Origin of the sequence: Caenibacillus caldisaponilyticus, from assembly GCF_002003465.1 — a bacterium.
Classification (GTDB): domain Bacteria; phylum Bacillota; class Bacilli; order Bacillales; family Sporolactobacillaceae; genus Caenibacillus; species Caenibacillus caldisaponilyticus.
This window is the reverse complement of record NZ_BDDQ01000027.1, coordinates 67531-90677: the sequence shown is the minus strand read 5'-3', so window position 1 is coordinate 90677 and position 23147 is coordinate 67531. Positions and strand designations below refer to the sequence as shown.

The following is a 23147-nucleotide window of genomic DNA, read 5'->3' as shown; positions in this document are numbered from 1 at the left end:
AGAACGATGGCAAAACCCGTGATTGAATTCAACCACTTCGGATTTAAATATCGCAGCCAAGCGCAGCCGACGCTATACGACATCAATTTAACGATCTATGAAGGGGAAAAAGTGGTGATCGTCGGCCCTTCAGGGTCGGGGAAAAGCACGTTGGCCCATTGCCTGAACGGTTTGATCCCGTTTTCCTATAAGGGCGAGGTCACCGGGAGCTTGAAAATCCTCGGCCAAGAGGCGAAAGACAAGGGCATCTACGCGCTTTCCAAAATGGTTGGGACGGTTGTGCAAGATCCCGACGCCCAGTTCGTCGGAATCACCGTTGGAGAAGATATCGCCTTTGCCTTGGAAAACGACGGCCTGCCCCAAAGCGAAATGGTCGCCCGCGTCGAGGAAGCTTCCAGGGCGGTCGAGATGGAGCAGCATCTTTTGGCTTCCGTGCATCAGTTGTCCGGGGGCCAAAAGCAAAGGACGGCGCTCGCCGGGGTGATGGTGGATCACGTCCGCATTTTGCTTTTCGATGAGCCTTTGGCCAATCTGGATCCCGCCGCAGGGAAGCGGGCCATGGCCCTCATCGACCGCATACAAAAAGAGATGAAGGCGACCGTCGTGATCATCGAGCATCGCCTTGAAGATGTCTTGCACGCCCACGTCGACCGGATTGTTGTCATGAACGACGGGCGCATCGTCGCCGAAGGCGCTCCCGATCAAGTGTTGGCTTCTTCGGCATTAGAGGAAAACGGCATACGGGAGCCTCTTTATGTCAAAGCATTAAAATACGCCGGCTGCGAGGTGACTCCGGCGATGCGCCCGGCCCGTCTCGACGCGATGGAGATGAACCCGGTGAGAGAGCGGCTGTATCGCTGGTATGAAGCCATCGATTCGCCCGCCGAAAAGCCGAAAGCGCCGCCGGTCTTGGAACTAAAAGATATCCGCTTTGGCTATGCGCCCGGCCGTGAAGTCATCCACGGCGTTTCTTTTTCTATAGGAAAAGGCGAAATGGTCAGCCTCGTCGGGAAAAACGGCGCGGGCAAATCGACGCTCACCAAACTGATCTGCGGTTTTGAAAAGCCGGACTCCGGCGAAATCGTCGTGGACGGCCGAGACATGACCGCCGCGACGATCAAGGAACGCGCGCTGAAGATCGGACTGGTCATGCAAAATCCGAACCATATGATCTCAAAACAAATGCTTTTTGATGAAGTCGCTTTGGGACTTGTGGCCAGAGGATTTTCCGATCAAGAGATCGAAGAACGGGTTGAAAAAACGCTTAAAATTTGCGGTCTCTGGCCGTTTCGCCATTGGCCGATCGCCGCGCTCAGTTTTGGCCAAAAAAAGCGGGCGACGATCGCGTCGGTGCTGGCGCTTGAACCAGAGATCCTCATTCTGGACGAGCCGACGGCGGGACAAGATTTTCGGCATTATACGGAAATCATGGAGTTTTTGACGGAGTTGAACCGTCGCGGGATCACGATTCTCATGATCACGCACGACATGCACCTCATGCTGGAATATACGCCGCGTGCGATCGTGATGGCGGACGGGCGCGTCATCGCTGACGAGTCGGCCGTCCGCGTTCTCGCCGATCCGGATGTGATGCGGCGGGCGAACTTGCGGACCACTTCTCTTTTTGAGCTGGCAGTGCGGGCCGGCATCGGCGATCCTGTGGAGTTTGTCCGGCGATTTATCGCCTACGATAAGGAGGCGAGAGGGCATGACCGCAAAGATGTTGTCGTATATTGAGAGGGACTCCCCGATCCACCGCTTGACCGGGGCGACGAAGCTCCTATGTTTCTTCATGTGGTCGGGCGCCGCCATGCTGACGTATGATACGCGGGTGTTGGCCTTTTTCTTCTTGGCGAGCGTCGCCGTTTTTAAAATTTCAAAGGTGAGGGTGGCCGAAATTTCCTTCATCCTCATTTTCATTCTCGTGTTTTTAGCTTTGAACGACATCGCGATCTATCTTTTTTCGCCGCAAGAAGGCGTGAAAATTTACGGGACGAAGCACGTGCTGTTCCCTTTGCCCGGACACTATGACGTCACGCTTGAACAGCTCTTTTACCAGCTGAATATCACGATGAAATATTTGACCGTCTTGCCCGCCGCCCTTCTTTTTATCGTGACGACGCATCCGAGCGAATTTGCGGCGTCGCTCAACCGGATCGGCGTCAGTTACCGGATCGCTTTTTCCGTGGCGCTCGCCTTGCGCTACATTCCCGACATTCAGCGTGATTTCCGCACCATCGCCCATGCCCAACAGGCGCGCGGCATCGATTTGTCGAGAAAGGAAAAATTGCCGAAACGGGTCAAAAACGCGCTGGCGATCCTTTTTCCGCTCATCTTCACCAGCCTGGATCGGATAGAAACGATCACGAACGCGATGGCCTTGCGCGGTTTCGGAAAAAAGAAGCGGCGCACTTGGTACAGCGCCCGTCCGTTTGCGAGGCGGGATTATATCGCTTTGGGCGTCATGGGGCTCATCTTTGTTTTGTCCCTTCTCATCACTTTCCACGATAAGACGCGTTTTTACAACCCGTTTTCATGACCGGCGCCGCGGTGCGGATGTATGGCATAAGGTTAAATGCGATATGATCAATGATGCGGGTCCGTTGCTTTGTCACGGCCCGCCGTTTTTTGTATGATTTAGGGAGGATGACTGATACGGGAGGGAACTTGGATGAGCTCCTCAGATGTGACGACCCGCTGGTTCGAAGTGCTGGACGAATCAGCCTCGATGATTGCTGAAAAAGAATCCACGACCTATTTGGATGGTTTATATTTCACCGCGGAAAACATCGCTTCAATGGAGATTCAATACGGGCCGCGCGAAGAACTCGAGAAGCTTTACGCCCCTCTTTATAAATTAAAGACGACGCCCGAAGAGGTGCGGCGGGCGATGCAGCTTGCGCTTTTAAAAGGCATGAAAGGCGGCGTGCAAGCGCATCACCAGATGACGCCCGACGCCGTCGCCCTGTTTATGGCTTATTTGGTCAATCAATTGCGGCTGCCCGACGGGTATAGCGTTCTTGACCCTGCCGTCGGCACCGCCAACCTGCTGACGGCGCTCCTCAATCAAACGGAGCGCAAGATTGGTGCCGCTTTCGGCGTCGAAGTCGACGAGTTGCTCGTCAAATTGGCGGCGGCCAACGCCGATTTGCAACAGCATGAAATCGAACTGTACCACCAAGACAGCCTGCGCCCGCTCCTCATCGATCCGGTCGATCTCATCGTTGCCGATCTGCCCGTGGGTTATTATCCCGATGACGAAAACGCCAAAAACTTTCAACTCGGAACCCAAGAAGGGCGCCCGTTTGCCCATTTTCTGTTCATCGAAAAGGGCTTGAATCATGCCAAGCCCGGCGGCTACTTGTTGTTTTTGGTGCCGAACAACTTGTTTGAAAGCGATCGCGACAAACGCCTGCACAAGCTCATCAAGGATGAAGCGCATATCTTGGGGTTCCTGCAGCTGCCGCTGTCGATTTTTAAAAACAAAGAAGTGGCGAAAAGCATCATGCTGCTCCAAAAGAAGGGCGAGGGAATCCAACCGCCGAAACAAGCGTTGCTCGCGGAATTGCCGAGCTTTCAGGATCCGAAACGGATGGCGTCCGCCATCGCCCATATCAATCGATGGTTTGAAGAACGGCGCTCGGAAGGCGCCCGACCGGCAGGGAATTGAGGCTCCGATGGGCAGAAACGCTGCGCCTCCGCTTCAAAGCGACGGGCTTCCTCTTGCTGCGGATTCATATCATGCCGCTTGATGTGTGCATAATAAAAACGGACGAAAGTGGGTGAAAGGGTGCGTCACGCTCTCATAACCGCCGGCACAAAAGGGATCGGGCGAGCTGTAACGGATGCTTTTTTGCGCGAAGGCTTCGCCGTCACCGTGAATTATCGCAGCGACGCGGGTGCGGCGGAGCGCTTGAAAACCGATTGGAAAGAGGCGGCCGACCGTCTCCTCGTCGTCCAAGGCGACGTCACGCGGGCGGAAGACATTGAGCGTTTGTTTCGGCTTTCTATGGAGCGCTTCGGCCGCGTGGATTTTTTGATCAACAACGCGGGACCTTTTATCTTTGAACGCAAAAAATTGGTGGATCTCAGCGAGGCGGAATGGCTGGACGTTTTGCACGGCAATTTAACGGCGGTGTTCCGCCTGGCGAAGCGGGTGATTCCGGTCATGCGGCGGCAGCGTTTCGGCCGGATTGTGACGTTCGGATTTCAAAACGCCGACGATGCCCCGGGATGGATCGACCGCGGGGCGTTTGCGGCGGCGAAAGTCGGGCTCGTTTCATTGACGCGCACGATCGCGTTGGAAGAGGCCGAGCACGGCATTACAGCCAATATGATTTTGCCCGGCCTGATATTGCCGGACATGAAGGAAGCGACGGCGGAACAGGCGCGGCGGCTCGCCCGCAAGCGAACGCCGTTTGGCCGTTCCGTGACGGGAGAAGACATCGCCCGGGCCATCTTGTTTTTGTGCTCAGACGCCGCCGAGATGATCACGGGATCGGTGCTCGATCTGACGGGAGCGGTTGATGTCGTCAACCGCTTCCGCCCCCGCTTCGAAGACGATTCCGCCACGAGCTAAACGGCGGTTGAAGTTTGTCTTTCATCAATCTTGAAAATTATTTTTAAAAGGCGTACATTACATTTGTAAGGGGTTTCGCGCTTTTTCCCCAACTTGCGGCAGGGAAAGCGGACAAGCAGACAGTAGAGGTAGAGGAGGGGTAGCCCCATGCGTATTGGGATAGCCAAAGAAATCAAAAACAATGAAAACCGGGTCGCGCTGACGCCCGCGGGTGTCGTTCACTTGGTGGAAGCCGGCCACGAAGTCTTTGTCGAGAAAGATGCCGGCGCCGGTTCAGGATTTACGGATGACCAATATGAGAAGGCCGGAGCGAAGATCGTCGACAAGGCCGAAGATGTTTGGGCCCAAGAGATGGTCATGAAGGTCAAAGAACCGATTCCCGAGGAGTACAAATATTTTCACGAAGGCCTTATTTTGTTTACTTATTTGCATTTGGCTCCGGAACCCGAGCTCACCCGGGCGCTCCTCGACAAAAAAGTGGTCGCGATCGCCTACGAAACGGTACAGCTGGAAAATCGCACGCTTCCGCTTTTGACACCGATGAGTGAAGTGGCCGGCCGTATGGCGCCGCAAATCGGGGCCCAATTCCTGGAGAAGCCGTACGGGGGAAAAGGCGTTTTGCTCGGCGGGATACCGGGCGTCAGACCGGGGAAAGTGACGATCATCGGCGGCGGGACGGTCGGAACGAACGCCGCAAAAATCGCCATCGGACTCGGCGCGGATGTGACGATCATCGACTTGAATCCCGACCGGCTGCGCCAGCTCGACGACATATTCGGCAACGCTGTTCACACGTTGATTTCCAACCCCGTGAACATTGCGGAATCGGTGGCGGAATCCGATCTCGTCATCGGGGCGGTGCTCATTCCGGGGGCGAGAGCGCCGAAGCTCGTCACGGAAGACATGATCCGGTCCATGCGCGACGGTTCGGTCATCGTTGACGTGGCGATCGACCAAGGCGGCATTTTCGAAACGACCGACCGGATTACGACCCATGACGATCCGACGTATGTGAAGCACGGCGTCGTTCATTACGCGGTCGCGAACATGCCGGGCGCGGTGCCGAGAACTTCCACGATCGGGCTCACCAACGTGACGGTGCCTTATGCCGTCCGCATCGCTTCAAAAGGCTATGTGCGCGCCTGCCTGGAAGATCCCGCCTTGCTCCGGGGCGTGAACACGCTGGACGGCTATGTCACCTATAAGGCGGTCGCCGAAGCGCACGGTTTGGAATACAAAGATGCCGAAGACCTTTTGAAACAACATGTTTGACAAGGAAAACGGAGGGCGGGCTGAAGCGGCCCTCCATTTTTTATAGGAAAACCGAGGTTCCGTACGATGCCTTCGCTTGATCATGTTCATCGAGCGCAGAAAACGGAGCGAAAAAATTTCAGATCGGTTCTCGTTTTCATGAGCGAATTTTTGCCGGAACGGGCGGAACATAAGAAAAGGGGCTGGCTCAAAGGTCGCCATTCGGCGGCTTTCGGAGTCAGCCCTTCATTTCTTAATCGTGATGCCAAATGGGGCCGAACGCACCCTTTTTCGTGATTACGGGACAGCCCCATTTATGGTTAAGGAATAATTTCCAATTGTTTCGGGAAACTTGTCAGGCAGACGGGGCCGGCTTCGCCGACGTAAATATCGTCCTCGATGCGGACGCCGCCGATCTCCGGCACATAGATGCCGGGTTCGATCGTGAACACCATTCCCGTTTTGATGACATCGAGATTGTCGCCGCTCATGGACGGAGCTTCGTGGGCGCCGAGGCCAAGGCCGTGGCCGACGCGGTGGGTAAAGTATTCGCCGTAACCGGCATCGGTGATGATTCTTCGCGCGGTGCGGTCCACATCCGCGATGACGGTGCCGGCCGTGGCCGCCCGGATCGCCGCTTCTTCCGCTTTCAGCACCGTTTCGTAGATGGCGATTTGTTCGTCCGAGGCGTGTTTGTAGACGAACGTGCGCGTAATATCCGAACAGTAGCCGTCGGCGATGACGCCGAGATCGAACAGCACGAAGTCGCCTTCGCGGATTTGCCGGTCACCGGGGACCCCGTGCGGCAAGGCGCTGTTCTGGCCGACGAGCACCATGGTGGTGAACGCCATGCCTTCCACCCCGCGCTTTTTTAATTCATATTCGATTTCGGCGACGATCGCTTGCTCCGTTTTCCCTTTTTTTATCGCGTTTTTTCCGATTTGAACCGCATAGTCGGCGAGCTCGGCGGCCTTTTTCAGGCTGGCGAGTTCGGCTTCGTCTTTAATCAGCCGCTGGGCGTTGATCGCGCCTTCCGCGGAGACGAAGCGGACGGATTCCGCAAACCGTTTAATCGCTTCCGACCGTCCGTACGGCAACGTGTCGGTCTCGATGGCCACCGTCACATTTTGGCCAATCCCCCGGTCGGCAAGGGCGCGGCGGATTTTCTCCCACGGATTTTCGTCGTCGTTATATCCGATGACGTCATAAGGCCATCCCGACGCTTTGGCTTGCCGCACTTCCAGCGACGGGCAAAACAAAAAGGGCTCCGCCTCGGGAAAAGCGACGAGCGCCAAGACGCGTTCGTGCGGATGGCACATGAAGCCGGTATAATAAAATACATTCGTCGGATCGGTCACAAACGCGAAGTCGATATCTTCCTCTTTCAACCAGTCGGTGAAGCGTTTTAAGCGCGATGACACATGCCATCCCTCCTCGTAACTTTACCTCTTAAACATATCATATTTTATTTTAAATGGGGGATATATTTCTTTTGAAACGGCCGACCGCTTGCGCAAGGAACAAGACAACGCGTTGAAACCTTTAGATGTTCATGTACGTAAACCGTAGTAAAATGTGAGAATAGAGGTGATGACCGTGGGGTGGTTTTCCCGGCTATTCAAGAGAGACAATGAGCCGGAAATCGAAAAGCGGACGCTGATGAATTTACGCGTCGGCGACATGGTAACGTATGAACTGGCGGATTACCAAGTGGTCGGCAAGATCACCTTTAACGACCGAGGATTTATATGGCATGAATATCAACTGGAAGGCGGGGAGCGAACCCTTTGGCTTTCCGTGGAAATGGACGATGATTTGGAAATATCGGTGTTTGAAAAGATCCATTATGAAATTGAAGAACCGATTCCGAAAAAGCTGGAACTGGACGGCATCACGTTTTACTTGGATGAAAAGGGGACGGCCAACGTCACCGGACAGGGCCGGAACCTCCATCTCACCGGTCAAAAGGTTCGTTATTTCGATTTTTCCAATGAAGACGACGACGTGTATTTGGCCGTGGAAATATGGGGAGGCGATATCGAGGTCTCCAAAGGTTGGACGGCGGATGAATACGAATTTTCGATCATTGCCGGAAGCAAATAAAACCTGGGAACATTCTTTGAGGAGGAATGTTTATGTTTAAGCTTTTCAAAAGGGTCAAGACGATCATGGCCGCCGAATTGAACGCCTTGTTGGACAAAGCCGAAGATCCCGTCAAAATGCTCGACCAATTCATGCGCGACATGGCGGAGGATATCCGTGAAGCGGAAACCGCGGTCGCCAAGCAAATGGCCAATGAAAAGATGCTGCACAAAAAATATACGGAAGCCCAGAAACTCGTCGAAAAGCGCCAGTCCCAAGCGATTAAGGCGTTGGAAGCCGGCGATGAAGACTTGGCCCGCCGCGCTCTAGAAGATAAAAAACTTCATGAATCTCAAGCCGCCACTTTGAAAGAGTCATGGGAGCGGGCCAAAGCGGACGTCGAAGATTTGAAACATAAGTTGCGGGAAATGAAGGCCGAGTATCAAGAGATGGAATTGAAGCGAGACTCCTTGAAAGCCCGGGCCGAATCGGCAAAAACGAAGGTCAAAATCAACCGCAGCCTCTCCTCGATCGGTTCGGATGAGGCGAAGAGCGGTTTCGAGCGCATGGAAGAGAAAGTACTGCGGTTTGAGGCCGAGGCGGAAACGAGCGAAGATTTACGCGCCGCCAATCGCAGCCTGGATGAAGAATTTGAAAAACTGGAAAAAAACAGCGTGGATGAAGAATTGGAGCGCCTAAAGAAGCAGCTTGGAAAAGAATGACCGCCGGGGCGGCGCTGCGATGGGCGTCGTTGGAGCGGGCGGGCGCTTGATCCGGGGGGATGGGCCGCCCGGTTTGAGCGCCCGCGGCTTCATGTGGATATGAAGGGGGGAGACGGGCGTTGAAAGTGAAGCTGATTCTTTTGCTCTTTACCGCTTCATGGGTGCTTGCGGCCTGTTCTTTTTTCGGCCCCTCGATTTTGGAAATCATTGAAGACAAATACGAGATCGCCGATACGGTGAGAAGCAGCGCCGATCCGGAGGAGGTCGCCAAAATTTTTATCGCCGACAAACCGCTTTCTGAAGTGGCGAAAACGTTGGAAAAAGCGAAGCGGCCGGAGCGCGTCTCGAAGGTCGTCAACGATAAACAAGTGCTCGTGTATGACGATTATTTTGTCACCCTCATGCCGAACAAGGATGATCCGAACAAAACCGACATCGAAGTCGCTCCATATGATTTTGTGCGCGATAACTATCAACCTAGTTTTTTTGACGGGCTCTTGTCGTATTATCTGCTTGACCAACTTTTGGATACGCACGATTGGCGGCATCGGCAAGGCTGGCGCTGTCAGATGACGGGCGGCTGTTATCGCGGCTATAACCAGTCCGGCGGGCATTATAAGGGGCCCGGCTCCATTCCGCTCTTCCGTTCGACGCCGTTCCGGGGCGGCGGCCCCGAAGAGGGGAAATAACCCCGTTCGCTTGAAAAAGAAAACCGCCGTCATTCGATGTATAAAAACGATCATCCGCGAGGAGGGACATGTGTGGACGCTCTGTACCTCACTTTGTTGTATTTTCTTGTCTCCGCCGTCATCGTGTTCATCGGCGTCGTGCTGTTTGAACTCGTGACGACCAAGTATAAGGATTGGGACGAAATCGCCGGCGGCAATGCGGCGGTGGCCGTCTCGGTCGCCGGAAAAATCATCGGCATCAGCATCGTGCTTTTGTTTGCCATACTTGAAGGGGAAACCGTGACCGTCACGCTGCTCTGGGGCGGGCTTGGCGTCATTCTTGAAATCCTCGTCTATTTTCTCTTGGAATGGTTGACGCCGAAATTTTCCGTACAGGAAAAATTGAAAGAAGGGAACCTCGCCGTCGGCATCATTTCGTTTGCGGTATCGGTCGGCCTCGGCCTCGTCATCGGGGCATCGATCACCTAAGGAGGAGACCGCGGCGGAGGTTAACCAACGGCTGACGGCTTCCGAAAGTTCATCCGTTTTCGGCAAGGGGAAACCTTTATGGACCAACGGTTAAAGATGAAACAGACCAAATGTTTGTATTGGGCGTCGGGGATCGTCTCCATTTGCGGCATCGCCTTTGAAGTGTTGTTCGGTGCGCTCGGCTCATACATATTGGGGGACGGGGTCACGCAATACACGCTCACCATTTCTTTATTTCTGACCGGCATGGGCATCGGTGCTTTTCTGAGCGAAAAAGTGATGAAGCGGTTGATTCCCGCTTTTATCGCGGTGGAATACGCTGTCGCTTTAATCGGCGGCCTTTCGCCGTTTTTGCTCTTCGGCATCACCGCCTATTTGCCGGAGGGCTCCGATGCGCTCTTTTTGTATGCCGCGGTGACGGCGGTCGGCGCGCTGACGGGCTTGGAATTGCCGATTTTGATCCGCAAGGCCAACGAGATTGGGGAGGCGATCCATCGCAGCACGGCGCGCGTGCTTTTCTCCGATTACGCGGGTGGACTGATCGGCGGGGTGTTGTTCGCCTTTTGGCTGCGTCCCGCTTTCGGACTTGTGAAAACCGGTTTTCTTGTCGCCTGTGTCAATTTGGCCGTGGCGTTTTGGATCTTTTGGACGTTCCGAGCCGAAATGAAAAAAAGAGGCCGTTGGCTGGCGGCGGGGGCGGTTATCGGCGTCATCCTCGTCGCCGGGGTCTTTTTCGGAGATGAGACGGCCTTTAGTTTCGAACAAAAACTTTATCGCGATCCGATCGTTTTTAGCGAGACCTCAAAATATCAACGCATCGTGATCACGAAGGAGCAGGGCGATACGCGCCTGTTTCTCGACGGCAACCTGCAGTTCAGTTCGGCCGACGAATACCGCTATCACGAAGTGCTCGTCCATCCGGCGGTCGCCCTCGCCGCCCATCCCAAAAAGGCGTTGATCCTGGGGGGCGGGGATGGCCTCGCCGCCCGCGAACTCCTCAAATATAAAAGCATCCGTTCGATCACATTGGTCGATCTCGATCCGGCGATGACGAACCTGGCAAAGACGAATCCGCTGCTGACGTCCGTCAATCGCCATTCGTTGAGCAACCCGCGCGTCCGCGTGATCAATCAAGATGCCTTTCAATTTCTGAAAAAGGCGGACCGCATTTATGACGTCATCATCATCGACCTTCCCGATCCGAACAATACCAATCTGAATAAAGTGTACACCGAAGAATTCTATGCGCTGGCCCGAAACCATCTCGCCCGGGACGGCGCCCTCGTCGTTCAGGCGACCAGTCCGACGTTTGCAAGAAAGGTTTACTGGACGATCGACAAGACGGTGAAGGCGACGGGATTATACACGCAAAACCTGCACGTCGACGTGCCGAGTTTCGGCGATTGGGGATTTGTCCTGGCGGCTCGGCATCCATTCAAAATCGATGACATCCGGTTGAAAGACGTGCCGACGAAATATTTGACCACAGGCGTGCTGCACACCCTCGACAGCTTCGGGAAAGACATCGATCACAACATTTATGAGCACGGAAAAAAGGTCGTCTTAAAGCCGAACACCCTGCTTCACCCTGATTTGATTGAAATGTACGAGAAGGCTTGGTTATATTATTAATAACGGAAAATATCTGTAAGGGAGAGGATGCGCGATGAAGGTCACGTACCATGGCCACTCCGTCGTGCTTATTGAAGCGGCGAAGGCGAACCTCATCATCGATCCGTTCATCACCGGCAACGGCCAATGCACCATTCAACCCGACGACTTGCCGAAACTCGATTATATTTTGCTCACGCACGGCCATAACGACCACGTCGGTGACGCTTTTGATCTGGCGCAAAAGCATGATGCGACGATCGTCGCCGTTGCCGAACTGGCGGACTATGCGCAAAGCAAAGGACTGAAAGCCCACGGCATGTCGATCGGCGGCGGTTACAACTTCGATTTCGGCCGCGTTCAATACACGCTCGCTTTTCACGGCTCAAGTTACACCGACGAAAACGGCCAAATCATTTACACCGGCATGCCGGGCGGCCTTCTCTTGAAAATCGACGGCAAAACGATCTACCATGCCGGCGACACCGCTTTATTCTCCGACATGAAACTGCTCGGGGAGCGCTACGACATCGACCTCGCATTCCTGCCGATCGGCGACAACTATACGATGGGACCGGAAGACGCGCTCGTTGCCGCCGAATGGGTGAAGGCGAAAACCGTCGTGCCGATTCACTACAATACGTTCCCGGTCATCGAGCAAGACCCCATCGCTTTTGTCAGCAAGTTGAACGGGCGCGGCAAGGTGCTCGCCTCAGGGGAAAGCATCGAGCTGTAAAAGGGGAAGTCCAGCGGATCGACAGCTCCGATCCGCTTTTTCTTATGGGCGCCCGGGCGAAGACGGGGCCTTTGGCTTCTTTCGTTGGACAACCGATCGCCGTTATTGGCAACGGCGCCTTCATTCATGACCATTCCGAAAGGCGGTGAACGGGTTGCGGACCAAGCATGAACAAATTTTAGACTATATCAAACGCCTTGAGATCGGCGATCGCATCTCGGTCCGTCAAGTGGCGAAGGATCTCGGCGTCAGCGAAGGGACGGCCTACCGCGCGATCAAAGAGGCGGAAAACCAAGGCTATGTGAGCACGATCGAGCGGGTCGGGACGATCCGCATTGAAAAAAAGCACAAGGGAAACATCGAAAAACTGACGTTTGCCGAAGTCGTCAACATCGTCGACGGGCAGGTGCTCGGCGGACGGGACGGGTTGCATAAAACGCTGCACCGCTTTTTCATCGGCGCCATGAGATTGGAAGACATGATGCGTTACGTCGAAGCCGGAGGCCTTTTGATCGTCGGCAACCGCGATAAGGCGCATGAATATGCTTTGAAGGCGGGGGCGGCGGTGCTCATCACCGGCGGTTTTGACGCGAGCGATGAGGTGAAGCGGCTCGCCGATGAACTGCGCCTGCCGGTGATATCGACCTCTTACGACACCTTTACGACCGCCGCCATGATCAACCGCGCCATATATGACCGGCTCATTAAAAAAGAAATTATCCATGTGTCGGACATCTTGATTCCCTTCGAAGACACCTTTTACCTTTATAAGGACGACACCGTCCGGGAATGGCGCCGCCTGAATGAGGAAACCGGGCACAGCCGTTATCCGGTCATCGACCGGGACCGCCGCGTGCACGGCATCGTCACGGCAAAGGATATCATCGGACAGGAAGAAGAGGCGCCGATTGAAAAAGTCATGACGAGAGACCCGATCACCGTCGGCCTGTCGACGTCGGTGGCGGCCGCTGCGCATCGGATGATCTGGGAAGGGATCGAATGCCTGCCGGTCGTCGGGGAAGCGAAAAATCTGCTCGGCATCATCACCCGGCAGGACGTTTTGAAGGCGATGCAAATGATCCAAAAACAGCCGCAAGTCGGGGAGACGATCGACGATTTGATCACTGCCCAGTTGACGGAAGACGGCGATTTGTTTCGATTTACGGTCGCTCCGCAGATGACGAATCATCTCGGCACGTTGTCGCACGGAGCGGCGGCTACGGTCGTTGCGGCGGTGGCCGGGCGGCTGTTGCGAAAACAGAAAAAGGGCGATGTCGTCGTGGAAAACATCACCCTTTATTTCATCAAACCGGTCCAAATCGACAGCGTCATCGACATCCGTCCGAAAATTCTCGATGTGACGAGGCGCTACGGCAAGGTCGACATCGAAATGTACCACAATGACCAAACCGTCGGCAAAGCGTTTATCCTGGCCCAATTCATCGACCGTTATTGACCGATGTTTTGCGCGCTTCTTCAACGACTTTCGGCAAATAATACTTCAGCTCGCGAAAACTGTAAAGGATGACGAACAGGCCATACAGAATGAAGATGCCGCAGATGATTGCGGTGACGGCGGTCGGGCGGATGAACAAGCGGTTGGCGCCGAAGAAAAGCAAGAACGCGCCGAGTCCGACGCTCGCTTTGGCCGTCGTATATTTTTTGCGATACGGTTCGCGGATTTTCATGGCCCGCACCCGGTAGAAACAAAACATGACAAGCGATAAAATGATCAATATGATCAATGACGGCATGTCGGAACCTCCATGTTTTGATATGGCTTCATGGGTTGTTTACTTTTATTGTAACGGTTTTAGCCGGGAAATGCGAACGGCCGGTTTTTGAAAGAGGTGATAGGTATGAAAGATCAAATTTTTGCAGCCATTGAGAGATACGAGACGATCATCATCCACCGCCACGTCCGTCCCGATCCCGACGCCCTCGGATCGCAAGGCGGGCTCGCCTGTCTCATTAAGGACAATTATCCGAATAAACGGGTGTACGTCACCGGCGAAGAAACGGAATCCCTCATGTTTTTGAACCGGATGGACGATGTGCCCGACAGCGCCTATGAGGGGGCGCTCGTCATCGTTTGCGATACCGCGAACCGAGAGCGGGTGAGCGACGGGCGTTACATGAACGGCGATTTTTTGATCAAGATCGACCACCATCCGAACGAAGATCCGTACGGGGATGTCATGTGGGTCAAACCTGAGGCGAGTTCGGTGAGCGAGATGATCGCCGAGCTTTATGACTATAAACCCGACCTCGTGATGTCCCCCGAAGCGGCGCGGCTTCTGTATGCGGGCATCGTCGGCGACACCGGCCGCTTTCTTTTTAACAATACGACTCCGACGACGTTCAAAACGGCCGCGAAACTCGTCGAAAAGCCGTTCGACCGCCAAGCCTTGCACGATAAGCTCTACGAAGTGACCTTGCCGCTCATCCGGTTAAACGGTTACATTTTGGCGCACTTTGAAATGGTCGCGGGCGTCGTGGGCCACATGCGCCTTCCGCTCGATTTGACGTCGTCGTACGGCGTCAGCCCGGAGGAGGCGTCGCAGCTCATCAACAGCTTCTCCAACGTCGCCGGCATTAAGGCTTGGGTCTTTTTCATCGAAGAAAGCGATCAAATCCGCGTCCGGCTGCGCTCCAAAGGCCCGGTCGTCAATGCGATCGCGGCCAAGTTCGGAGGCGGCGGCCATCCGATGGCGGCCGGCGCGACGGTCTACTCTTGGGAGGAAGCGGATCGCGTGCTCGCCGAGCTCGTTCAAGCGGCGACCGGTGAGAACGCTTGACTGAAAATGGGCGCGGATAGCGCCTGCTTTATTGAATCTGCCGTCAGATGATCAAACGCGGGCTTGCGTCCGTCGGGCCGAGATCGGCTTCATTCGGCGCCTGCCCTTAAACAAAGCAGCCGACGCTAAACGTCGGCTTTTACTAAACGTTTTTTAATCCTTTGGGTAGAACCAGTAACCGATCGGTGTTTGATCTTCAATGGCTTCAATATTGCGTTTTTGCAGCTCTCTTTTAATCAAACGGGCGACTTCCTCGGTTTCCGCGTAGGCGGAATAGCCTTGTTCAAGGCGTCGGACTTTGTCGTGAGCAATTTGCCGGCGATTGATAATCATTTCGATCACCTCTCCCAGCTTTCTCACTCACATTATACTAGGAATCGGCCGTAAAATCTTATAATTCGGCAAAACGTCAATAAAATGTTAGAAACCGCGAAGCGCTCTTGAAGCGGACGGCCAAGGCGTTCGCCGTCTAATCGTAATCGGTCTCCACCTTCGTCAGCACCACGCCCACCTCCACGGCCGTGAACACGACCAAGGTTCTGACTTTAAAGTAATAGCGTTTATCCTCGACGACAAACGGGTGGCTTTCGATCGTTCGGAAGATCAACTCGTGGTTTTCGGCGACCGCCGCGATGTTTTTGGTGATCAACACTTGAAGTTGTTCGGCGATCGCTTGTTTTAGCTCAAGCTTGATCATTTGGTCGACCGGCTCTTTTTCCGTGCGAATGTCCACGCGGATTTCCTGCACCCGCAGTTGTTTTTCCAGCGCTTCGTTTTCCTTCTCCCGTTCTTCGATCAGCGTGCGGTAGTCGCGCGCCAAATCCTCGATTTGGTTTTGTTGCCGTTGGATTTTTTCGATTTGCCGCTCCTGCATGAGCCCGTAAATTAAAATGAAAAAACAGAAGCCGATGATGGCGCCGACGGCGATGCCGGCGAAAAAACGCTGCCAATCGGGATGGCGATAGTAAGGAGGGATTCGCATCTTACGGCTCCCGGGTGATCCAGTGGATGATGATCGTGGCGGCATGGGCGCCCAACATCGCCGAAGCGATCAAGAGCACGTGTTTGATGACTTCACCGAGAGCCCCCTCAAGGAACCCCTTTTGCAGTTCCGCCAGCGTATCGACCGAGCCTCCGATCGCCGCGACGACGCCCCAAATTTTGAGTTTGCCTGCGAGATCGTTCATCGCATAAAGCGGCGGTTTGCTGACGAGGAACGCCCCGATGCCGCCGACGAGCGAACCGCCGATGAGCACGCCGAACGCGATGAAAAAATTCATGATCGCCATCGTCGAAAAGGTTTTCAAATCCATCTCGCATCCTCCTCGGATCGGCCGCGGCTGCAGGGAGTCGCGAAGAAACGGAAACAGCCCGCCTCGACTATTAACATGCTATGGGACGTGCACGCCGTATATTCCGGTTTGAAGCATTCGCGCGTTGATTTATAATGGAGATTAACAGGAAGAAGGGCTGTACTGTCGGAGACGCAGGCTGCGGCCGGCGGGTCTCGATCGGATGGCATCGATTCAGCGAGGTGTCGATCATTGGGATTTGTCCATCTGCACGTACATAGTGAATACAGTCTTCTCGACAGCACGTGCCGCATCGACGCGCTTGTCCGCGCCGCCCGCGATCGGGGGTTCCGTTCGCTCGCGATCACCGATACCGGCGTGATGTACGGCGTCATTCCTTTCTATCAATCGTGCAAAGCGCACGGTCTGCACCCGGTCATCGGCATGGAAGTGCCGCTTGCGGACGACCGGCGTCCAAATGGCGGTTATTCGCTCGATGATGGCCCGTCCATCGTGCTTTTGGCGGAAAATGAAAAAGGCTATCAAAATCTCGTGAAAATCAGCACGGCGGTGCAACACACACGAATGCGCAGGGTGGCACGCGACTTGGTGTTTGATCACGCCGAGGGCCTCATCGCGTTATCCGGGGGGCCTGGCGGCGAAATCGAACGGCGGCTTGCAGCCGGCGACCGGAAAGAGGCCGAACGGCTGGCTCGCCTTTATTATGAAAGATTTTCCGGGCGTTTTTATTTGGAGCTGCAAGATCACGGCAAGGTCTCGGAAAGGGAGCTGCTTCTCGCCGTCGTCGGACTCGGAACGGCGTTGGGCATACCGCTCGTCGCGTCGAACGACGTCCATTACATCGATCAAGCGGACGCCTTGGCTCACGACTGCCTGGCCTGCATCCGCACGGGAGAAACGCTCGAAGAACGTAGCCGGAGGGCGCCCGGCGATCAGCATTATTTAAAGCCGGCCGCTGAGATGGAAGCGTTGTTCGGAGCCTATCCGGAAGCCGTCGAAAATACGGAGAGGATCGCGAATCGCTGCCGTGTCGATTTTTCTTTTGATCGCCCGCGCTTGCCGGCTTATCCGGTTCCCGACGGAATGGACGCCAAAAGCTATTTGCGAGCATTGTGCGCCGAAGGGGTCAAGCGCCGGTACGGGGAAGTGACGGAGGCGGTCAAAGAGCGGTTGGCGCATGAACTGGCCGTCATCGACAAGATGGGCTTTAACGATTATTTTTTGATCGTATGGGACGTCGTCCGCCACGCCAGGGAAAAAGGCATACGGCCGGGACCGGGCCGCGGTTCGGCGGCGGGCTCCTTGGTCGCTTATGCGCTCGGCATCACGGATGTGGATCCCATCGCCCACGGCCTTCTATTCGAACGCTTTTTAAACCCCGAGCGGGTTTCGATGCCGGATATCGACATCGATTTTCCCGATCATCGGCGCGATGAAGTCATCGCTTATGTTTACGAGAAATACGGACATGAGCACGTCGCGCAAATCGGCACGTTCGGAACGCTGGCGGCCCGCGCCGCGCTGCGCGATGTCGGGCGCGTGCTCGGCATGGAGCTTTCGCTCGTCGACCGCATCGCCAAGCTCGTCCCGTCCAAACCGGGCGTGACGCTGGAGGAGGCGTATCGGGAATCCCCCCGCCTTCGCGAAATGATTGCGGGTTCCAAGGAGGCGGCGCGCCTTTACCGGATGGCCCGGCTGATCGAAGGGGTGCCGCGCCATGCCTCGATTCATGCGGCGGGCGTCATCATCAGCGCCGAACCTTTGACCGAGCTCGTTCCGCTCGCCGAAGGGCCGGAAGGCAGCCATGTGACGCAATACCCGATGGAAGTGCTTGAAGATCTTGGCCTGTTGAAAATGGATTTCCTCGGCCTCCGCAATTTGACGATCATCGAAAACATTTTGGACCAGATCGAACGGCAAAAGGGCGTCCGGCCGGCTCTGGAAGACATTCCCCTCGACGATCCTTTGACGTACCAGCTGTTGCGGGAGGGGGACACGACCGGCGTCTTTCAGTTTGAAAGGGATGGTTTGCGCCGCGTGCTCGTCAAACTGTCGCCGACGCGCTTTGATGACATCGTCGCCGTCAACGCCTTGAACCGGCCCGGTCCGATGCAAAACATTCAAACCTTCATCGACGCCAAACACGGAAAAAAGCCGGTTCATTACCCTCATCCGGATTTGGAACCGGTCTTGAAGCCTACTTACGGGATTATCGTCTATCAAGAACAGATCATGCAGATCGCGGCGATAATGGCCGGCTTCACGCTCGGCGAAGCCGACATTTTGCGGCGGGCGGTCAGCAAAAAGAAACGGGAGGTGCTCGAACGGGAGCGCCGTCATTTTGTGGAAGGCTGTTTGAAAAACGGCTACGATCGGGAAGTCGCCGAAAACGTCTACGAGTGGATCGTCCGCTTTGCCGACTACGGCTTTAACCGGTCCCACGCCGTCGCTTATAGCATGATTTCGTATTGGCTTGCCTACCTGAAAGCGCATGAACCGGAAGCCTTCATGACGGCGTTGCTCACGAGCGTCGCCCATCATCAGGAAAAACTCATTGAGTACCGGTATGAAATGGAAAAAAAAGGCATACGACTGCTCCCGCCTTCGATCAATCAAAGCGAGGCGATGTTTAAAAATACCGGGGACGGCATACGTTATGGACTGAGCGCCATTAAGAACGTCGGCCGGCAAGCGGTTGAACACATCATCGAGCGGAGAAAGTCGGGTCCCTATAAAGGGCTTTTTGATTTTTGCCGACGGGTGTCTCCGCGCAAAGTGAACCGGCGGACGGTCGAAGCGCTCATTTTCGCGGGTGCTTTCGATGAATTTGGGGTGGACCGCGCCGTCTTGTTGGCTTCGTTGGACGAAGCGTTGTCAGAAGCGGAGCGTCGGGAAGGAAATGATGATCAAGCCACCCTCTTTGAGGACGGGGGCGGGGAAGAACGGTACGTCGAGGTCCCGCCCCTCACGCTGCGCGAAAAACTGCGGCTTGAAAAAGAGGCGCTCGGCTTTTACCTCACGGCCCATCCGCTCGACGCCTACCGCCATTTGCTCAATCGGCTTCGCCCCGTACCGGTGTTGCGCGCGGCGAAGCTCGCCGACAAGAGCCGGGCGCAGCTCGCCGTCATGGTCGAACAGCTGCGGCAGGTCAGGACGAAGGCGGGCCGGCAAATGGGCATCATGGATTTGAATGATCCGTCGGGCTTCATCCGCGCGGTCGCCTTTCCGGACGTCTTTGAGCGCAACATGGGGTTGTTTGAAAACGGCGCGCTGCTTTGGACGGTCGGGACGATCGAGCGCAATGGGGACGACGTTCAATTCATCATCCGTGAAGCGGAACGGCTGAAGGACGTGCGCCCCGCACCGCGCTTGTTTCTCCGCATCCCGTCGCGGTCCGATCCTTCCGGGCGGCTCGTCCGGTTGAAACGACTGCTTTTGGAACACCGCGGGAAAACGGAAGTTCTGCTTTATATCGCGGATGAAAAGCGGACGATCCGGTTATCGGAAAACTACTTTGTCAATCCGACGAAAACGTGCCTCGATCAATTGTACGGCCTTCTCGGCCGGGAAAACGTCGTCCTGCAATGACAGTTGATGGTCGGGACGCGTTTTCGCGGCCGTCATCGGGCAAAATGAATATTCATTTTATTCCCCGCCGTTGTTTGATATAATAAATTGGTCACGGGGAGTGGACTTCCTTAATTACGAGGAGCGTGGATACCTTGGCAACGACGCGTGAGGAAGCGTTACATATTCATAGAGTCCATCAGGGCAAACTGGAGACGACCCCGAAAGTGCCCGTCAGAAATGCTCATGACTTGAGCCTCGCGTATTCGCCGGGCGTCGCTGAACCTTGCAAGGAGATTTATAATTCGAAGGACGAAGTTTATAGGTACACGATGAAAGGCAACACCGTCGCCGTTGTTTCCAACGGGACGGCCGTGCTCGGCCTCGGCAACATCGGCCCGGAGGCCGCCATGCCCGTCATGGAGGGCAAGGCCGTGCTCTTCAAAAGCTTTGCCGGCGTCGACGCCTTTCCGATTTGCCTGAACACGACGGACATCGATGAAGTCGTGCGCACGGTGAAACTGCTCGAGCCGACGTTCGGCGGGATCAATCTTGAGGACATTGCGGCGCCGAGCTGTTTTATCATCGAGGAAAGGCTGAAGAAAGAAACGAACATTCCGGTTTTCCACGACGATCAACACGGCACGGCGATCGTCACCCTCGCCGGGCTTGTCAACGCGTTGAAAATCGTCGGCAAAGAGATGACGGAGATCAAGGTCGTCGTCAACGGCGCGGGCGCCGCCGGCATCGCCATCATCAAACTCTTGCTGCGCTTCGGCGTCCGGGATATCATCCTGTGCGATTCCCGCGGGGCAATCTATGAAGGCCGCGGTTACGGGATGAATGACGTCAAAAACGAGATCGCCAAACTGACGAACCGCGACCGGCTGCAAGGAAGCCTGGAAGACGTCATCAAAGGCATGGACGTTTTCATCGGCGTTTCCGTCGCCGGCGCCTTGAACAAAGACATGATTCGTTCGATGAACGATGATCCGATCATTTTTGCGATGGCCAATCCCGTGCCCGAGATCATGCCCGAAGAGGCGAAAGAAGCGGGCGCCAAGGTCATCGGCACCGGCCGATCGGATTATCCGAACCAGATCAACAACGTCCTCGCTTTTCCCGGCATTTTCCGCGGCGCGTTGGATGTCAACGCCACCCACATCAACGAGGAAATGAAGGTCGCCGCCGTGTATGCGATCGCCGGTTTGGTGTCGGATGAAGAATTGCGGGACGATTACGTCATCCCCGCACCGTTCGACCCGCGCGTCGCCCCATCGGTGGCCGCGAGCGTCGCCAAAGCGGCGATGGAAACCGGCGTGGCGCGCAAACAAGTCAATCCCGAAGACATTGCCGAAAAAACCCGTAAGCTGGCATACATCGGTAAGGATTGATCGGAGGAAGCATCCATGGACGAGCACGAGCGGGTGACAAAGAAGGTGAAAGCGATTGTTACTTTTTAACAAGAAGAAAAAATATGCGACCGTCCCTTCTCGTTCGATGAAGCAAGACGTTCCGGAAGGCATTATGAAGAAATGCCCAAAATGCAAAAAGATCATGTATACGAAAGAACTCAAAAAGCATTTATATATCTGTCAATCCTGTGGTTATCATTATCAAATGTCGGCCCCGGAACGCCTGGAAAGCTTGTTGGATGAAGGCACGTTTGTCGAATTCGACCGCGATTTGTCCTCGGAAAACCCGCTCGGATTTCCGGGCTATGAAGAGAAGCTGGCAAAAGACCGCGAAAAAACGTCGTTGAACGAAGCGGTCGTCACCGGTAAGGGCAAAATCGAAGGCTTTGAGACGGTCATCGCCGTCATGGACGCCCGCTTCAGAATGGGAAGCATGGGATCGGTCGTCGGAGAAAAAATAGCCCGGGCGATCGAATACGCCGACGCCCACCGCTTGCCGATCATTATCTTTACGGCTTCCGGCGGCGCGCGCATGCAGGAAGGCGCCCTAAGCCTCATGCAAATGGCGAAGACGAGCGCGGTTTTAAAACGGTTCAGCAACAACGGCGGACTGAGCATCATCGTGATGACCCATCCGACGACGGGCGGGGTGACGGCCAGTTTCGCTTCGCTCGGCGATTACATTTTTGCCGAACCGGGCGCGTTGATCGGCTTTGCCGGCCGCCGGATCATTGAGCAGACCATCCGTGAAAAACTCCCCGATGATTTTCAGACGGCCGAGTTTTTATTGGAACACGGCCAGATTGACCGCGTCGTCAGCCGCAACGAATTGAAGGAGACGCTTGTAAAAGTGCTTGCGCTCCATGCGACGGGAGGTGAAGAAGCGTGGTTCAAGGGTTAGAGTTTGAAAAACCGATCATCGAACTGAAGGAAAAAATTAAAGAACTCGAGCGTTTTATGGAAGAAAAGGACATCGATTTGTCCGAAGAGCTCGAGCGGCTCAAACAACGTCTGAAAGAGTTGGAGGCCGAAATATACGGCAACATGAACCCTTGGGAACGCGTTCAAGTCGCCCGTCACTTGGAACGCCCGACGACGCTTGATTATATCCCTTACCTTTTTACCGATTTCATCGAATGCCACGGCGACCGGTTATTTGGCGACGACGCCGCGATCGTCGGCGGGATCGCGAATTTTCACGGCCGGCCGGTCACCATCATTGGCGAACAGCGGGGCCGAGATACGAAGGAAAATCTTCGCCGCAATTTCGGCATGCCCCATCCCGAGGGCTACCGGAAAGCGCTTCGCCTGATGAAACAGGCGGAAAAATTCCGGCGACCGGTCATCACGTTTATCGATACGAAAGGGGCATTTCCCGGCAAGACCGCCGAGGAGCGCGGCATAGGGGAATCGATTGCGCGCAATCTTTTTGAAATGGCGGCCTTGCGCGTGCCGATCATCTGCGTGGTCATCGGTGAAGGCGCATCGGGCGGGGCGCTGGCCATCGGCGTCGGTGACCGGCTCTTGATGCTTGAGAATTCCTGGTATTCCGTCATTGCGCCGGAAAGCGCCGCGGCGTTGCTCTGGCGGGATGCCAGCCTTGCTGAACGGGCGGCGACGACGATGAAAATTACCGCCCCCGACTTAAAAGAGCTGGGCATTGTCGATGAAGTGATCCCCGAAATCACCGGCGGAGCCCATCATGACGTCAAAGCGCAAGCCGAGCGGATCGATGAAGCAATTTCCAGGAATTTGCAGGCACTCAGCGGCCTTACCGCCGACGAGCTCGTCGAACAAAGGCTGGAAAAGTATCGCAAGATCGGAAAATATAAGAGTGTAACCGATTCCATCGCTCAAATATAAAATGTGCTTCCTTTTACGGAGGCACATTTTTATCATAAAAAGTTGGAATCGTT

The 23147-nt window shown here is 55.1% G+C and carries 22 protein-coding genes; 17 read left to right on the top strand and 5 right to left on the bottom strand.

The window, feature by feature from the left end; all coding sequences use genetic code 11:
• The first annotated feature begins 6 nt into the window (after window positions 1-6).
• From CCB157_RS08820 to ald, 5 genes are all read left to right on the top strand, one after another.
• On the top strand, window positions 7-1737 hold the full coding sequence (locus CCB157_RS08820; RefSeq protein ID WP_077615545.1) for an ABC transporter ATP-binding protein: 1731 nt from the start codon (window positions 7-9) through the stop codon (window positions 1735-1737).
• On the top strand, window positions 1709-2539 hold the full coding sequence (locus tag CCB157_RS08815; protein WP_077615544.1) for an energy-coupling factor transporter transmembrane component T family protein: 831 nt from the start codon (window positions 1709-1711) through the stop codon (window positions 2537-2539). Before CCB157_RS08820 ends, CCB157_RS08815 begins: the two co-directional genes overlap by 29 nt.
• 132 nt (window positions 2540-2671) lie before the next feature.
• Complete coding sequence (locus tag CCB157_RS08810; protein ID WP_077615543.1) at window positions 2672-3670, top strand: class I SAM-dependent methyltransferase; 999 nt, start codon at window positions 2672-2674, stop codon at window positions 3668-3670.
• 108 nt (window positions 3671-3778) lie between these two features.
• Window positions 3779-4579, top strand: coding sequence for an SDR family oxidoreductase (locus tag CCB157_RS08805; protein ID WP_439951315.1), 801 nt, complete (start codon window positions 3779-3781; stop codon window positions 4577-4579).
• Window positions 4580-4726: 147 nt separating this feature from the next.
• Window positions 4727-5851 carry an alanine dehydrogenase gene (ald, locus tag CCB157_RS08800; RefSeq protein WP_077615541.1) on the top strand — a complete coding sequence of 375 codons (1125 nt, stop codon included), beginning with the start codon at window positions 4727-4729 and terminating at the stop codon, window positions 5849-5851.
• A gap of 299 nt (window positions 5852-6150) precedes the next feature.
• Here the strand turns inward: ald and CCB157_RS08790 are convergent, their stop codons facing one another.
• The gene (locus CCB157_RS08790; protein ID WP_077615539.1) at window positions 6151-7251 is read right to left on the bottom strand and encodes a M24 family metallopeptidase; all 1101 of its coding nucleotides are present in this window, start codon (window positions 7249-7251) and stop codon (window positions 6151-6153) included.
• A gap of 175 nt (window positions 7252-7426) precedes the next feature.
• Between CCB157_RS08790 and CCB157_RS08785 the strand changes: the two genes are divergently transcribed.
• The 7 genes from CCB157_RS08785 (at window position 7427) to CCB157_RS08755 (ending at window position 13594) form a co-directional block, all read left to right on the top strand.
• Entirely contained in the window at window positions 7427-7933 is a 507-nt protein-coding gene (locus CCB157_RS08785; protein WP_077615538.1) for a DUF4178 domain-containing protein, read from the top strand.
• A gap of 32 nt (window positions 7934-7965) precedes the next feature.
• Complete coding sequence (locus tag CCB157_RS08780) at window positions 7966-8634, top strand: PspA/IM30 family protein (protein ID WP_077615537.1); 669 nt, start codon at window positions 7966-7968, stop codon at window positions 8632-8634.
• Between the two features lie 125 nt (window positions 8635-8759).
• Window positions 8760-9323, top strand: coding sequence for a DUF4247 domain-containing protein (locus CCB157_RS08775; RefSeq protein WP_238594643.1), 564 nt, complete (start codon window positions 8760-8762; stop codon window positions 9321-9323).
• Between the two features lie 72 nt (window positions 9324-9395).
• Window positions 9396-9791, top strand: a complete 396-nt coding sequence (locus tag CCB157_RS08770; RefSeq protein ID WP_077615535.1) for a DUF350 domain-containing protein — start codon at window positions 9396-9398, stop codon at window positions 9789-9791.
• 78 nt (window positions 9792-9869) lie between these two features.
• On the top strand, window positions 9870-11423 hold the full coding sequence (locus CCB157_RS08765) for a polyamine aminopropyltransferase (RefSeq protein WP_077615534.1): 1554 nt from the start codon (window positions 9870-9872) through the stop codon (window positions 11421-11423).
• A 34-nt stretch (window positions 11424-11457) separates the two neighbouring features.
• Window positions 11458-12138 carry a metal-dependent hydrolase gene (locus CCB157_RS08760; RefSeq protein ID WP_077615533.1) on the top strand — a complete coding sequence of 227 codons (681 nt, stop codon included), beginning with the start codon at window positions 11458-11460 and terminating at the stop codon, window positions 12136-12138.
• A 154-nt stretch (window positions 12139-12292) separates the two neighbouring features.
• Window positions 12293-13594, top strand: coding sequence for a DRTGG domain-containing protein (locus CCB157_RS08755; RefSeq protein WP_077615532.1), 1302 nt, complete (start codon window positions 12293-12295; stop codon window positions 13592-13594).
• Here the strand turns inward: CCB157_RS08755 and CCB157_RS08750 are convergent.
• Complete coding sequence (locus CCB157_RS08750) at window positions 13578-13892, bottom strand: YtpI family protein (protein WP_077615531.1); 315 nt, start codon at window positions 13890-13892, stop codon at window positions 13578-13580. The two genes, CCB157_RS08755 and CCB157_RS08750, sit on opposite strands and share 17 nt — an antisense overlap.
• Window positions 13893-13997: 105 nt before the next feature.
• On the opposite strand from CCB157_RS08750, the gene CCB157_RS08745 reads away from it, so the two are divergent.
• Window positions 13998-14936, top strand: coding sequence for a DHH family phosphoesterase (locus CCB157_RS08745; RefSeq protein WP_077615530.1), 939 nt, complete (start codon window positions 13998-14000; stop codon window positions 14934-14936).
• Window positions 14937-15089: 153 nt separating this feature from the next.
• Here the strand turns inward: CCB157_RS08745 and CCB157_RS08740 are convergent, their stop codons facing one another.
• The 3 genes from CCB157_RS08740 to CCB157_RS08730 form a co-directional block, all read right to left on the bottom strand.
• Window positions 15090-15269: a YtzJ family protein gene (locus CCB157_RS08740; protein ID WP_077615529.1), complete on the bottom strand. Its 180-nt coding sequence runs from the start codon at window positions 15267-15269 to the stop codon at window positions 15090-15092.
• 136 nt (window positions 15270-15405) lie between these two features.
• On the bottom strand, window positions 15406-15918 hold the full coding sequence (gene ytrI / locus CCB157_RS08735) for a sporulation membrane protein YtrI (protein ID WP_077615528.1): 513 nt from the start codon (window positions 15916-15918) through the stop codon (window positions 15406-15408).
• Window position 15919: 1 nt separating this feature from the next.
• Window positions 15920-16249 carry a YtrH family sporulation protein gene (locus CCB157_RS08730; protein WP_077615527.1) on the bottom strand — a complete coding sequence of 110 codons (330 nt, stop codon included), beginning with the start codon at window positions 16247-16249 and terminating at the stop codon, window positions 15920-15922.
• A gap of 231 nt (window positions 16250-16480) precedes the next feature.
• On the opposite strand from CCB157_RS08730, the gene dnaE reads away from it, so the two are divergent.
• The 4 genes from dnaE (at window position 16481) to CCB157_RS08710 (ending at window position 23094) form a co-directional block, all read left to right on the top strand.
• On the top strand, window positions 16481-19837 hold the full coding sequence (dnaE, locus tag CCB157_RS08725; protein ID WP_077615526.1) for a DNA polymerase III subunit alpha: 3357 nt from the start codon (window positions 16481-16483) through the stop codon (window positions 19835-19837).
• A gap of 134 nt (window positions 19838-19971) precedes the next feature.
• Window positions 19972-21210 carry an NADP-dependent malic enzyme gene (ystJ, locus tag CCB157_RS08720; RefSeq protein WP_077615525.1) on the top strand — a complete coding sequence of 413 codons (1239 nt, stop codon included), beginning with the start codon at window positions 19972-19974 and terminating at the stop codon, window positions 21208-21210.
• Between the two features lie 106 nt (window positions 21211-21316).
• Window positions 21317-22132, top strand: coding sequence for an acetyl-CoA carboxylase, carboxyltransferase subunit beta (gene accD / locus CCB157_RS08715; protein ID WP_077615566.1), 816 nt, complete (start codon window positions 21317-21319; stop codon window positions 22130-22132).
• Window positions 22117-23094: an acetyl-CoA carboxylase carboxyltransferase subunit alpha gene (locus tag CCB157_RS08710; RefSeq protein WP_077615524.1), complete on the top strand. Its 978-nt coding sequence runs from the start codon at window positions 22117-22119 to the stop codon at window positions 23092-23094. Before accD ends, CCB157_RS08710 begins: the two co-directional genes overlap by 16 nt.
• The last annotated feature ends 53 nt before the right edge of the window (window positions 23095-23147 follow it).

Coding starts and splice junctions, on each gene's coding strand:
- CCB157_RS08820 (WP_077615545.1), top strand. CDS start 7: ATGGCAAAACCCGTGATTGAATTCAACCACTTCGGATTTAAATATCGC.
- CCB157_RS08815 (WP_077615544.1), top strand. CDS start 1,709: ATGACCGCAAAGATGTTGTCGTATATTGAGAGGGACTCCCCGATCCAC.
- CCB157_RS08810 (WP_077615543.1), top strand. CDS start 2,672: ATGAGCTCCTCAGATGTGACGACCCGCTGGTTCGAAGTGCTGGACGAA.
- ald (WP_077615541.1), top strand. CDS start 4,727: ATGCGTATTGGGATAGCCAAAGAAATCAAAAACAATGAAAACCGGGTC.
- CCB157_RS08780 (WP_077615537.1), top strand. CDS start 7,966: ATGTTTAAGCTTTTCAAAAGGGTCAAGACGATCATGGCCGCCGAATTG.
- CCB157_RS08765 (WP_077615534.1), top strand. CDS start 9,870: ATGGACCAACGGTTAAAGATGAAACAGACCAAATGTTTGTATTGGGCG.
- CCB157_RS08760 (WP_077615533.1), top strand. CDS start 11,458: ATGAAGGTCACGTACCATGGCCACTCCGTCGTGCTTATTGAAGCGGCG.
- CCB157_RS08750 (WP_077615531.1), bottom strand. CDS start 13,892: ATGCCGTCATTGATCATATTGATCATTTTATCGCTTGTCATGTTTTGT.
- CCB157_RS08745 (WP_077615530.1), top strand. CDS start 13,998: ATGAAAGATCAAATTTTTGCAGCCATTGAGAGATACGAGACGATCATC.
- CCB157_RS08740 (WP_077615529.1), bottom strand. CDS start 15,269: ATGATTATCAATCGCCGGCAAATTGCTCACGACAAAGTCCGACGCCTT.
- ytrI (WP_077615528.1), bottom strand. CDS start 15,918: ATGCGAATCCCTCCTTACTATCGCCATCCCGATTGGCAGCGTTTTTTC.
- CCB157_RS08730 (WP_077615527.1), bottom strand. CDS start 16,249: ATGGATTTGAAAACCTTTTCGACGATGGCGATCATGAATTTTTTCATC.
- accD (WP_077615566.1), top strand. CDS start 21,317: ATGAAGCAAGACGTTCCGGAAGGCATTATGAAGAAATGCCCAAAATGC.